Source organism: Syntrophomonas erecta subsp. sporosyntropha (assembly GCF_055395365.1).
This window is the reverse complement of the sequence record NZ_AP042459.1, coordinates 1855921-1868424: the sequence shown is the minus strand read 5'-3', so window position 1 is coordinate 1868424 and position 12504 is coordinate 1855921. Positions and strand designations below refer to the sequence as shown.

The 12504-nt window shown below is 40.9% G+C and carries 13 protein-coding genes and 2 pseudogenes; 6 read left to right on the top strand and 9 right to left on the bottom strand.

Going from position 1 to position 12504, the window contains the following annotated elements; genetic code table 11:
• The first annotated feature begins 85 nt into the window (after window positions 1-85).
• Window positions 86-682, top strand: a complete 597-nt coding sequence (locus ACZ5Q0_RS09130) for a TetR/AcrR family transcriptional regulator (RefSeq protein WP_446818330.1) — start codon at window positions 86-88, stop codon at window positions 680-682.
• Between the two features lie 345 nt (window positions 683-1027).
• Window positions 1028-2143, top strand: a complete 1116-nt coding sequence (locus tag ACZ5Q0_RS09125; RefSeq protein ID WP_446818332.1) for an NADH:flavin oxidoreductase — start codon at window positions 1028-1030, stop codon at window positions 2141-2143.
• Between the two features lie 180 nt (window positions 2144-2323).
• On the opposite strand, the pseudogene ACZ5Q0_RS09120 reads toward ACZ5Q0_RS09125, so the two are convergent.
• The 3 genes and pseudogenes from ACZ5Q0_RS09120 to ACZ5Q0_RS09110 form a co-directional block, all read right to left on the bottom strand.
• A pseudogene (locus tag ACZ5Q0_RS09120) lies at window positions 2324-2819 on the bottom strand (DUF4411 family protein).
• Window positions 2816-3961 (bottom strand): ImmA/IrrE family metallo-endopeptidase, encoded by a 1146-nt coding sequence (locus tag ACZ5Q0_RS09115; protein ID WP_446818335.1) that lies wholly within the window; start codon window positions 3959-3961, stop codon window positions 2816-2818. Before ACZ5Q0_RS09115 ends, ACZ5Q0_RS09120 begins: the two are co-directional and overlap by 4 nt.
• 278 nt (window positions 3962-4239) lie before the next feature.
• A pseudogene (locus tag ACZ5Q0_RS09110) lies at window positions 4240-4408 on the bottom strand (IS66 family transposase); the annotation flags it as partial.
• Between the two features lie 250 nt (window positions 4409-4658).
• Between ACZ5Q0_RS09110 and ACZ5Q0_RS09105 the strand changes: the two are divergent.
• Window positions 4659-4868: a helix-turn-helix transcriptional regulator gene (locus ACZ5Q0_RS09105; RefSeq protein ID WP_446818336.1), complete on the top strand. Its 210-nt coding sequence runs from the start codon at window positions 4659-4661 to the stop codon at window positions 4866-4868.
• Window positions 4869-5267: a DUF2178 domain-containing protein gene (locus tag ACZ5Q0_RS09100; RefSeq protein WP_446818337.1), complete on the top strand. Its 399-nt coding sequence runs from the start codon at window positions 4869-4871 to the stop codon at window positions 5265-5267. It begins immediately after the preceding gene.
• Window positions 5268-5459: 192 nt separating this feature from the next.
• Here the strand turns inward: ACZ5Q0_RS09100 and ACZ5Q0_RS09095 are convergent, their stop codons facing one another.
• From ACZ5Q0_RS09095 to ACZ5Q0_RS09080, 4 genes are all read right to left on the bottom strand, one after another.
• Window positions 5460-6023, bottom strand: a complete 564-nt coding sequence (locus ACZ5Q0_RS09095; protein WP_446818338.1) for a hypothetical protein — start codon at window positions 6021-6023, stop codon at window positions 5460-5462.
• A gap of 201 nt (window positions 6024-6224) precedes the next feature.
• Entirely contained in the window at window positions 6225-7121 is an 897-nt protein-coding gene (locus tag ACZ5Q0_RS09090) for a zinc metalloprotease (protein WP_464827112.1), read from the bottom strand.
• Between the two features lie 13 nt (window positions 7122-7134).
• Window positions 7135-7410: a hypothetical protein gene (locus tag ACZ5Q0_RS09085; RefSeq protein ID WP_446818340.1), complete on the bottom strand. Its 276-nt coding sequence runs from the start codon at window positions 7408-7410 to the stop codon at window positions 7135-7137.
• Window positions 7411-7806: 396 nt separating this feature from the next.
• Window positions 7807-9459, bottom strand: a complete 1653-nt coding sequence (locus ACZ5Q0_RS09080; RefSeq protein WP_446818341.1) for a carbon starvation CstA family protein — start codon at window positions 9457-9459, stop codon at window positions 7807-7809.
• Between the two features lie 941 nt (window positions 9460-10400).
• Between ACZ5Q0_RS09080 and ACZ5Q0_RS09075 the strand changes: the two genes are divergently transcribed.
• On the top strand, window positions 10401-10508 hold the full coding sequence (locus ACZ5Q0_RS09075; RefSeq protein WP_446818344.1) for an SLOG family protein: 108 nt from the start codon (window positions 10401-10403) through the stop codon (window positions 10506-10508).
• Window positions 10492-10767: a hypothetical protein gene (locus tag ACZ5Q0_RS09070; RefSeq protein WP_446818346.1), complete on the top strand. Its 276-nt coding sequence runs from the start codon at window positions 10492-10494 to the stop codon at window positions 10765-10767. The genes ACZ5Q0_RS09075 and ACZ5Q0_RS09070 overlap by 17 nt, the downstream gene beginning before the upstream one ends.
• On the opposite strand, the gene ACZ5Q0_RS09065 is transcribed toward ACZ5Q0_RS09070, so the two are convergent.
• Window positions 10747-11208 carry a VanZ family protein gene (locus tag ACZ5Q0_RS09065; protein ID WP_446818348.1) on the bottom strand — a complete coding sequence of 154 codons (462 nt, stop codon included), beginning with the start codon at window positions 11206-11208 and terminating at the stop codon, window positions 10747-10749. The genes ACZ5Q0_RS09070 and ACZ5Q0_RS09065 overlap by 21 nt on opposite strands.
• 135 nt (window positions 11209-11343) lie before the next feature.
• Window positions 11344-12504: a DNA-processing protein DprA gene (dprA, locus tag ACZ5Q0_RS09060; protein WP_446818350.1), complete on the bottom strand. Its 1161-nt coding sequence runs from the start codon at window positions 12502-12504 to the stop codon at window positions 11344-11346.

The window sequence follows — 12504 nt, the reverse complement described above, 5'->3', positions numbered from 1 at the left end:
AAGATAGGCATACTAATATGTTTGACACCTGGTAATAACTAGTCTACAATTTTATTAAAACGTTGTTTTAAACGGGGGTTGAAATATGGGCGACCATAATAGCGGTTTCCAAACTAAAGAAAAAATCATCAAAGCTACCATGGATATTATTGCTGCCCAAGGATTTCAGAACGTTACCATTCGAAAAATCGCCGCTATGGCCGGTGTTAATGTATCTGCTATAAACTACCACTTCGGAACCAAAGATGCCTTAATAAATGAAGCCTTAAAAATTATTACCCTGCAGTTAAAAAACTCCTTCCAACACCTAAAGGAAGAACAAATCCCTCCCGAAGAACGCCTACAACTATTTGTAAAGGCATATGCAGAAACTGTATTTGAATACCCCGATATTATTAGATATATGATTAACCAGCTTATTTACAATGATCGGGATTGTGAAGTTGAATATCAGGAGTACCTTAAAGATGAAGGGGTAGAATTGATAAAAGACACCATTGGGGAAGTTTTAGATGAAACCGACCTGATTATATATATGAAGACACTGCAATTATTAAGTGCCTTCTCCTTCCCAGTCTTACTAGGGCACCAGGTCAAAGGTATCACCGGAGTCGATATCAGCCGGCCGGAAATAAGGGATAACTACAGTGATCTGCTCTTGAAAAACATCCTAGGAAACTAGGAAGCAAAGGGACGGTCCTTTTACTTTTTCCCTTTTAAAGGAAGCAAGGCCCCTCCCCCTTGCTTCCTCCTTTTTCTCTTGATCTACTATAGCTTTTCATAAAAAATCGGCCGGTACCAGTATAGGTACAATCCAGCACCTCTTGTAAAAAATCCCCAAACTCCGCTCCATTTTCGGTACAGTTGCGCACATCTTTTTTAAAATACTCCTCTTTTTGTGCCCTGGTAAATTCGAAAAACTCGGGCTTCTTCGTAAACAAAACCACCAGGCTATACAATAGCTGGATCTTGACAGCAATTACTAAGTGTTATAATAATGTAAATTCTCATTTACGGAGGGGAAAAGTTGCGTAAATTATTTGAAAAAACCGCCATAAATAATTTGGAATTACCTAACCGTTTTGTCAGGTCTGCCACCTGGGAAGGTTTAGCTGCTGGTGATGGATCAGTAACACCGGAATTAATTAACCAAATGCTTGAACTTGCCAAAGGCGGAGTAGGTCTGATTATCACCAGTCACGCCTACGTCCAGCCACAGGGTCAGGCAGGTCCCGGGCAGCTCGGAATTTATAAAGACGAACTAATCCCGGGACTGCGCAATATGGTTGATGAAGTCCATAACAACCGCGGCAAGATCATGATGCAACTTGCTCATGCCGGTAAATATGCACCATTCGATTTAACTAATAAACCGGCACTAGTAGTATCATACCGGGAGAAATCTGTCTTACCCCAGCAAGAAATAACTCATCAAGATATCCACAAAATCGTCCATGATTTTGCTAAAGCCGCCCAAAGAGCCAAAGAATCTGGCTTTGATGGAGTACAAATTCATGCCGCTCACGGTTATCTTCTTAGTCAGTTTCTTTCCCCTGCCTATAACCATCGTCATGATGAGTATGGTGGAGATATTTATAACCGCTCCCGTATACACCTGGAAATTTACCATGCTATTCGCAAAAGCGTCGGTCCACAGTTCCCCATAATGATTAAAATGAATTGTCAGGATTTTCTTAGTGACGGGCTTAGCCTATCCGACTCCATTCAATTTGGCAAAATACTGGCTGATGCAGGAATTGATGCTATTGAATTAAGTGGTGGAATTATCAAAAATGGCAATCTAGCACCAAGTCGGGTGGGGATTAATTCGCCCGAAGAAGAAGCCTACTTCAGAGAAGAAGCAAAACTCTTCAAAAAGGAAGTGGGGGTTCCCTTAATTATGGTTGGAGGAATTCGCTCCCTGGAAGTTGCAGAACGTCTGCTGAGTAACGGGCCCGCCGATTACATTTCCATGTCCCGTCCCTTTATTTGTGAACCGGATCTAATTAATAGATGGAAATCAGGTGATAATACCCCGGCCCGGTGCAAATCAGATAACCTGTGCCTGAAATCAGGTCGAGAAGGAACCGGAGTATACTGTGTTGTTAATGCGCACAAAAACAAAACCAGAACTTCCTTATAAATAGCGGATACTTAGAAACTAACTGCCCGCTGGCAAGTGTAGCAGCGAGCAGTTAGTTTATTGGTAGTGTATGAAATTTCGACATTTACTATTTAAATAGTAAAAAAATAAAAAACCTCAATCGGAGGACACACGTCTTACTTTTTATTACAATTCTTAACCTTTTGAGTAATGTAAATTCTATCCAAACCTAATACTTAACCTTCTTAACATTTCAAAAGTATTGATATTAGGGATATTGAAAGCACGACATACATTAGGAATTGGAATTTTTCTCTTTATATCGCGTTTATATTGTTCATGGGTAACTATTGTATAATTGTGGGCTTTTGCCACCGCTATTAACCAACTCTGCTACTGATGCAAATTCAGTTTTAGCTGCTTCTGAAAACTGTCTCTGGCTGATTGCCCATTCAATGACTTCTCTGTACGCATCAAATACAGCTTCAGAATCAGTTGACATGAAGAAATCCTTAAATTCACTATTTACCCATATTTTAAGCTGATCCGTATCATCATATTGGTAAATTTCTTGATATATACGATCTATACTAACCAAAAGACCAGCTTCAGCTTTTTGTTTTAATGCACGCCAAAATACTGGAGCTATATCGAATGAGTAATATCTTTTATATGCTTCAATAAAAACATTAGCATCTAATACAAATATACTCATACGAAACCTCCGAACCCAAGACGTGCCGCAAACTTTGAAAAAGTTTTTCCTTTAAGTCCTGTAAGTCGGTAAGCCTCATTGTATAAGATTTTCCCTTCCATTGTCGCCCTTATTATGGTTTCTGCAAAGCGACGACCAATGCGATAATTTTGTGTATAATAAAAATTTCCTCCATTGCTGTTTTTATTAGATTCAACCGTAATACGATTTTGATAAAAATCAAAAAACTGATCTTTTGTAATTAATCTCAAATCTAAGGTTCTTCGGGCTGTAACAATTTCACTAACTTTAAAGTGTCTCGCTAACCGTTGAAATGTATCAGATTTTCCTTGAACGTTCGGCCAAATTGTACGCAGTTCTATTTCTGGAACGAGGAATTCTGCCGCAACTCTATTACAGGCAATTTCAATTTCATCGCTGGAGGGTTGAAGCTCGCGCAAATCAAAAGCAGCGCTGAAACCATACCAAATATGCGCGAGTTCATGCGCTAAGGTAAACATCTGTGCAGCTTTTCCGTCCGATCCATTGATGAAAACAAGTGGAGCATATTCATCTACAAGAACAAATCCCCGAAATTCGCTAACATCCAATTTGCGGTGGGTATTATTCCCCACAATGCCGTTTACCACTAACAGAATTCTTTCATCTTCAATCTTATCGTACAACATACGTAAAGCATCTTGCCAAGTTCGGCAACTAGCTGCCCATCCACCACTTAAACCTAACCTATCCCTTATTTCCTTAGCAATCTCGATTGGATTATCATTTATATCCCTTGCTCCAGCAAACGGTAAAGGGTCGTACCTTTGCTCAATAAGATACTCTCTCATCCACTCTTGACGTCGCTCCATCATTTGCACGGTTTCATAAAGATCAGGACTTGGAGTATCCATCTGATAATGCTCATTGATAGTCCTAAAATGTGGTATTGGTAACTGTTCAACCGGTGGTTCCCTGAGAAAAAAATATCCAAGAGGAGTGGAGGTTATCTTCGCCAATTTTTCCAGTTGTTTTAACGTAGGTTGGCTTTCGTTATTCACCCATTTAGTCCAATTAGGAAAATTAGCACTGATTGTATCAATCTTTCCAGAACGAGTAGCTGCCCAGTGTAAAATATTTGGACTAACATCAACCTTCGCCATAGTAAAAACCTCCCTATAATATTATTATACTAAAATCCGTTTATATAAAGGAGGGAATTATTGATTATATCAAGATCTCCAAATACAATTCCGATATCATATCAATCGGTCTGGTTCATCAAGAGGTATTATATTATTATATGTACCTTAACATACGGAGAACCTGTAGTTTGGCAAAAACGTAAATTCTGTTATCATTTTAGCCCTCCTGCTTCGCGATCTTGTATGTATCGGCAAACAAAAAATTACCGATTAATAGAGTTTAGATTAGATGGATTTTCAATATTTGTGCCTTTGCCCGTTTTAGTTATGCTATATATAATTGCGCTACCCCTGGGGACCCCGGGGGTGTTCGAAAACAGAAAGTTTTTTCTTCCTAATTATGAATGGCTTAATTGACCGTCCGGTACGATTATTATCACCCTCCAATCGGCCATCCAGGGAGAATTGTTTCCATAGGTACATAACAAATAGTGTTACAAATGCATCTCCGTTACTGCACAAATTTGGCCCCAATCCATCGCTAAAGAGTTTCATCCCGTCCTTTAATAATCCTTTAACCTCCTGAAAATTAATTGAAATAACCCAGCCCTGTCGCCCAGCAGAAATTATGTAAAGCCGACTTGACATCTATAGATGCCCTGCGTATACTGTTTGTAAAGTACACTTTACTTTTTTTTGAATGGTGGTGCCTTTAGTGAACAATCGTTTGCGCAATCTACGCGAAGAAGTAGGTTGGACCCAGGAAGATCTGGCATCCCGGGTAGGAGTGTCCCGCCAGACTATCATATCTTTAGAGCGGGGCAAATATAATCCTTCTATCATATTGGCTCACAAACTAGCCCAGGTTTTTGGCCTGATGATTGAAGAGGTATTTATCTTTGATGAGGAAAAGGGGGACGACTAAATGACTCAGAAGGTCAGGTTTTGGCTGGGCTGCCTTACACAACTATTATTGCTGGGGCTAGGAATGTGGGCTATACATCTTGGCAAAGTAGGATTTGGCATTGGACTTATCTCTGCCACCTGTGCAGTATTTGTTATGCATAGGATAAAGTTTAAAAAGTTGCAGGAACTTCAGGAACAAGGTTTAAACCCTTATGATGAAAGAGCCGAGGTGGTAGTGGGAAGAGCCGCCTACGCTACCTATCTGAGCTTTGCCCTTACCACGGCACTGATTGTATTGATCGGGGCTACTTTTGGCCCCAGTATACAGGCCAATATCTACGATACTCTAGGCTTATCACTAGCGGCACTAGTTATTCTCTACACGATTTTCTACTATTACTACAACCAGCGCATCTAAATACATTTGAAATACATGAACCCCGATACCCGAAAATCCTTTCTACAATCAGCATATCTAAATGCTAAAGAGGCTATCCCCAAGGACCGAATATAACCAAAGGGATTAGAGTGGCCCTTGGCTTCTAACAAGATCACATCATCATACCCAAGGGAAGCACTGGGTCCGTCCCCTTGCTTCCCCCGTGCTTCCTTAGCTTGCTTTTTTAACAATGTTATTAATTATGCCATACCAATGGGAAATATCTTTGGAGGCTAGTTTATATTCTTCACTGTCTTTACTAACTTCCCATAAAAGAAAGTTCGCCAAAACAAAAGTGTTTTGGGGATCATTAAAGGATATTTTTAAATCAATCCGGTTAATTCTTTCTTCCTCCTCCTTGCCAGAATGACCGTCTATCACCTTCCCCACACTGTCACCTAGAATATTAATAACTTTTTGACCATGGACCTGATTGTTAGTATCAGTAACTTTATATTCAATAACTTCGCAAGCGATTACATCATTATAGTGATATACCACAGGAACCGGGGAACCATTTTTCATAGTGCTTACACAAAGCTTTTTTTCGTCTTGATTTACAGCAATGGCCATGTTCTGATTGGCATATTGTTGTGTGGCAGTAAAGGATTTAATGGATTCCTCCAGACTTTTTTTCCTTTTCATAAAATGATTATAGGTTTTCATATTTCTATTATTAAATAACATGAAGACTACAAATCCACACGCAGCCACTGCCGCTACGATTTTAAGCAAATAAATCAACTCCTTTATATTATCATGAGTAAGTTGACCTAAATTTTTAAGTCTCCATAAGCTTTAAACTCCTGATAAGCTAATGCCGGACTTAACAGCGTTTCTCGCCTGAAAAAGCCCATACCGAATAACTATATAAGTTACGAGTATGGAAAACCCGCCTAACTCACGACTGAAAGCCATGAGTATGCGGCGGGTTTTTTAAAGAGCTAAACGTACAAAGAGAATTATCCAGATGAGGAAAAGGGCAAATCGTGCTGACAGGAAAATCCTCTTTATGTTTTCATTAGTAAGATGTAATTTGACCAGATCTTCATATACCCATCCGCCATCTAATGGACTAATGGGGAAGGAGTTAATAAAGCCGAAAAACAAATTGCCCAAAGCCAGAACTATTAACAATTGTGAGGAGGTTATTATACCTATGGCTGCTAAAATTACGGCTAGCAAGGCATTAGTTCCGATGCTGGCTGCGTTGAATCTTAAGCGCACCCTGGGGTGGGCTGCGAAAAAAGTAGTCTCATCTGCCTCAACAAACCCGCCGACCATGGAACCTGCCATCGCTCCTACCCGATTAATTTTGATCCCGTTATTAGCTAAAACAACACCATGTGCAAATTCATGAACACATAAGCCGAGAATAACACCGATCACGAATACCACACCATTTATTCCCGAGATTACACCGTCGTAAAAACCAATGAAAGGAATGTTCCCGACGGCTAAGAAATAGGTTAGACCAATTAAAGTGAATCCGACCATTCCCACCCCAAATGCGGCGGATGTTTTTTCGAACATTTTCCATATGTCTTGATACCGGCCGGTAATTCGGTAAAAGAATTCAGGTAAAGTGCTGTGGCTGGACATGACTAAACCGTCATCCTGTACCTCAACTTCATCCGCAATAGATTGAAATTTTACGAGTAAAGCTTTATACTTTTCAGTTGTTTCTGCTAATGCTTGATCAGTTGGAGCTGTGTCCAGGTAGTTGCCAACGTCTCTAAGATCCAGGTGGGTTTCGTTAAGCAAACTGCCTACTGCACACCCCTTCTCCTGAAACGTCTGAATCCTGACCAGATTATTTTCCAGCTTGGACAAAAGTTTATTAAGACTAATCAATGTTGATTGCTGCATTTTTGCCTTTTTCAGTTATATCGTATTTCTTTGCTCCAAAGAGCTTTTTCTCAACTACAACAATATAGCCGTCTTTTTCAAGTTCGTCCAAGACTGCTTGTGATCTCCCCGTGGCACCTACCGGGTTATTACCACCTTTCAGTTCAGTAAGTCGATCACGGACTATTCGGGCCAGTGTACTGGAATCCTTGGGACCTTGTTTTAATGCTTCCAGATAAAGTTTTTGGACTAATGTTAATTCCTTGTTTCCCATATTTTTTAAGCACCTCCAATAAGATCGTTATCAACCAAAGTCTTAGTAAAACCTGACAAAAAGTAAACTTTTCCTTATGTTCCACTAAAAATTAAGGATTGGCCTACTGTCCCTGACATTTTCCTAAACCATGGTATGAGATAAAATTCATATGGTGGTTACGTTTAGACCCTCCTTTCCCCTTTCTCCTATCAGTACAGGAGCGAGCGAAATGTCAGCTTAGACTTTTTCTAGAATAATGTCCTTACCTGTTACAGTGGTGATTGCTAATCCTATCTTTATGGGTATAGCATTTGTATTCCGACCGGGAGAAAAGACTTCCCCCGGTCTTTCTTTACCTGGTTTGATTTGCTCCCGTACTAATAAGCCTTTTTTGATTAGTATATAAACTTGGGCTTAGTCCTTATCTTCCTCGGCAATAGCCAGGGCAATATCCTGAGGTGTAATGGAATTTTTCTTTTTAAAGAAGTCGAAGTAGAATATTGCGGTCAGGACAATGGCTAGTACCGGTATCCAAGCCAAATGATACATTCCTTTAACCACATAAGTGTAGCTAAGGTAACCTGCTCCCGGTACTGCTATAACAAAGGTAGTAAATAATAGTGCGAACCACCAGTACCCGGTAGGTCTGCCCACCAGCTTAAGCCAAATGATAATCGTCATAAAGGACATTAATGCTAGTAGACTTGATAAGGCCGGGAAAAGTACCCATATATAGAACCAACCTCCGGAAAGCGCCAGAACTGCGCAGGCTACCAAGGAAATGGAAGCGGCAGTCCATTTAGAAGCATTAGTAGGTGGAACCGGTTTAATTATCATTCCGTAAAGCTCAAGCAAGAATATTCTCATATTCCTGGCCCCAGATTCTAGGGTTGTTATCATAAATATGCTGCCGAGCAATCCACCCCAGATTAACCAGATCTTATTCGGAATGAAGGTAAATACGCTTCCGGCAATTTGTGCATATCCACTTTGGAGGATAAATATCCACCCTTGTCCTATATATTCCGAATAAACGGTCAAAGACAAGACAGCCGCAGAAGCCAAAGCTACAAAGGCAGTAAGTCCTTCTAATACTTCACCGCCATAGCCAATGAGGCGTACATATTTCTCATCAGGTACCCTTCTGGAGGTATATCCCGTAGTCCAGAACGAGTGCATCCCAGTCAAGGCACCACATGATATAGTCAGGAATAACATCGGCCAAAGAGGTCCTTCCGTGGCGTGCATGATAACAGTCGGCAGCTGCAGGGGAATATTACCGACAATACAACCTATCAAAAGGACCACGGCACCTACACACATGAAACAGAAATTTAAGAAATTTCGTGGCTCAACCAACATCCACGCTGGAATAGATGCTGATATTATCGGATAAATGGTGAAGATAGCAAACCATACCGGCCACGGTAAACTGATAGGATATTGAAGACCAAAATAAATGCAAATTACAACAATCACTATTCCAAGAAGAGTAGCTCTAAGAACCGGCCAACCAAAACGATAAATCAGGAATCCCATCAAAACACCGCTGGCAGTGAAGGCAATTGTCGGAAGAGTCAATTCTGGTGTTGCTGTGAAAAGTTCCGCTAAAGCTGACAAAAAAACAGCGGTAAATGCTGCAATACTAAACCAACCTAAACACACACCCATTTTCCCAGATCTTTTACTGATTAGCTCCTGTATAAGCGTCCCAATGGTCTTCCCTTTTTTGCGCATCGATATATGCATAGTTGCATAGTCATGGGGAGAGCCTAGAAATATGTTACCAACCGTAATATAAAGGAAAGCAGGCAGCCAACCCCACATGGCACCAGTTGCGCCCCCTGCCAAAGGTGCACCACCGGCTATTGATGCCCAGTGATCACCAAATAGGGTTACCGGGTTAGCCGGGTAAAAATCCACATCGTCCCGAAATTCAATGGCCGGCACTTTCCGACCGGGTTTGTATTTAAGATAAACTTTTCTAAGATAACCACTAATTACTAGATATCCAAAAGTCCAGATGGCAAGTCCGATGATTGTCAGTGTCGTTGTAGTAAGTTGCAAATTATTTCCTCCTTTCCGGCTTAAAAAATACTAGGCGTATCTATTTACCAAATCGTTCTCCTCCAGTCTTTAACGAAGCTATAGGATTTCCAAGCCTAAAAAGCCAAATAATTACCACGACCAACTGCTACAATTTAGCTACAAGAATATTTATTATAGTGACAAATTAATTAAGCTCTTCTTTACCTTTATTTAGCCTGATTCACCCTCCTTCGACATTTCTTTTAATTATTAAACTAGGAATTTATAAGTAATGCTCTACAAACACCTCCTCATTCTGGTGGGAATTACCACTTGAGGCTTTCCCAAAAACAGGCACTCCAGAGTTGTTTTTTTTCCGCCGTTGCAGTTTGTTAAAATACATTTAGATTCTCGATAATTATAATAAGCATATTCCGTGCCAAACTTGTGAAAGAAAACCATACTGGCGCACATAGCGTACCAAACTAAAGAAAAATGCCCATACTTGAGCATATTCCCTGCCAAACTCAATATAAAAGCTAAAACCCCTGGGGACTTTTGCCTAAACCCTGCAAAATGAAGGATTACTGGAGATTCAAATATGTCTGCCAGGAAATTAATGTCATAGCTAACCTATAAAACTGTGTCGGAAATCTGACACACCGTCAGGCTTTTGACACTGATTCTGTCAACTAACTGACAACTCAATTCAACTGTTTTCGAGTAAAACCCAAGTGAAAACTTGATTTAAGTGGGGAGATTTAAGTAGAAACCGTACTTGACTAGAATTAGGTGGATGGAGAGATGATGCCCAAAATAGTTAAGCTTAAGAAAGCAGAGCCTAAAGCATTTTGGGTAATAATTAGGTATGCGAAGATGGATAGAAAGGAGGCTTTATTGCATAAAGCCCGGAAAAGTATTGAAAGAGTAAAACCGGGAAAACACGGAAGGATTACGGCATAACTGCATTTATTAGCGGTATGGCCCTTGCTGTTGAACAATGGGCTGCGGAAGCTGTTCTGGAGTTAAAAAGAACATGCCCAGACCTATCTTTGGAATGCGCCTTACCTTATGAAACGCAGGACTGAATCACAGGGGGAACGCTATTTCTCGATTATAGGCCGCTGTGACAAAGAAACATTACTAGCCTACCACTATACCCCTGATTGTATGCATAATCTGAACCGGTATATGGTGAACCATAGCAACTTCGTAATTGCCGTATGGGATGGCAGCTTTGGGAGAACAGCCGGCACCATACGCTATGCACGGCAAAAGGGGAAAAAAGTTATCATCATCAATCCCGTTACTTTTAAGGTGCGTAGATCAGCTCCGGTTAAACACTAAAGTCACCATTAGCACTCCTAAAAGGGCACCGCAAAAGTCAAGACAAATATCCGAAAACTGAAACCCTCTTCCGTCAACAAACAGTTGGTGTAATTCATCGGTTGCAGCATAAACGGCGCAAATAACCAGGACAGTAAAAACCTTTACTTTCAACTTCAATTCATAAGAAATCAGGGTACACATGCACAATATTCCGAGCATAAAATATATCAAAATGTGGGCTATGTCTCTGACTAGATGCTGTAAACTTGACACTATTTCGTTCTGCTGAACCTGCGACATATCAATAAATTCCGGCATAAATATTGGAATCAGTGTATGGATAGTTTTACCGCTAAGCCCGGATGATTTAGCGGCCGTCTGGGCCGATAGAAAAAAGATACTCCCCATCCACAGGATTACAAACAACCAGAGTATGAATCTCTTAGATTTTATATTCAAACCATTAGACTCCATATCTACCCTTCAATCATAACCAACCGATTCCAATAAGTCCGGGAACTGCACCCGGACTTATTAATTATTGGCATATCAGATGCCCCTATCTCTTACAAATTCTCCCGAGATAAGTTGCTGTCAGGCACCGTCATGAGGCACCAACAGTCCTGCAAACCTGCCCCCAGGATAAGTCCGAATCAAACCTTCCAGTTCCATTATGGAAAGAACTTGGATTAATTGGAGCTGGTCTATCTGGGTGTCTGCACTTATTTTTTCGATAGTCTTAGGGGCAAAAGAGAGACTGAAGAGAATTTTTTGTTCCGTATTACTTAGAGGTCTATCAGGCTTGCGAAAATTTTCGCTGCTTATGTCCACCCTATTCAAGTTAGGTATTTCTTCATTTTCAGCAGGAAGGCTATTTATTGAAGCTATACCTGTATGATCTAAATCAAAATTCGGCAATAATTGTGACGGGTGCAAATAGACATGAGCACCTTGTGCAATCAGTCGATTGCTTCCTTTTCCGGTTGGATTACTTATTTCATGGGGTAAAACGTGGACATCCTTTCCCTGAGCTCTGGCAAAACCTGCAGTAATCAATGCCCCGCCATTTTCAGCCGCCTCAACCACAAATACTTTATAGCTCCAGCTACTGATGAGCGCATTCCTCTCCGGGAAGTATTCAGGACGGGGTCTGGTCCCTGGCGGGTACTCGGAAATAACAGCGCCGTTTTCGATGATACCCGCCAATAATCCATCATGTTCCTTGGGATAACAAATATCAACACCATTACCCAGAAAGGCAATGGTGTATCCTCCAGCCTTTAAACACGCAGTATGGGCATAGCCATCAATGCCCTTCGCCATCCCACTGATTACAGGAATATCATTTTGGCCCAGAAAATATGCTGCTTCCACCGCCGCCCGTTTCCCATAATCTGTACATCTACGGGAACCCACAATCGCCACACCAGTGCTATTTTCTCTAATGCTTCCTCTATAATATAAGAGAATTGGAGCTTCCACAGAATTTCTGGCAAGAACAGGATATAAGGGATCATGGTAGCTCAATGATTTTATATCCCGCCTTAAGGTCTCTTCTACGAGGGTACGGGCCTGATCTAAAGAACGATGCTGTCGTATCACTTTGGCTAATGTAGGGCCTATTCCCTCCACCGACAACAGTTCTTCTTCACATGCTTCATAAACTGCTTGCGGGGATTGGAAATGACCTAATAATCTTTTTTGCAAGATAGTTCCGATACCTCTAATTTGTTTTAACCAGATCCAGTACTCCAT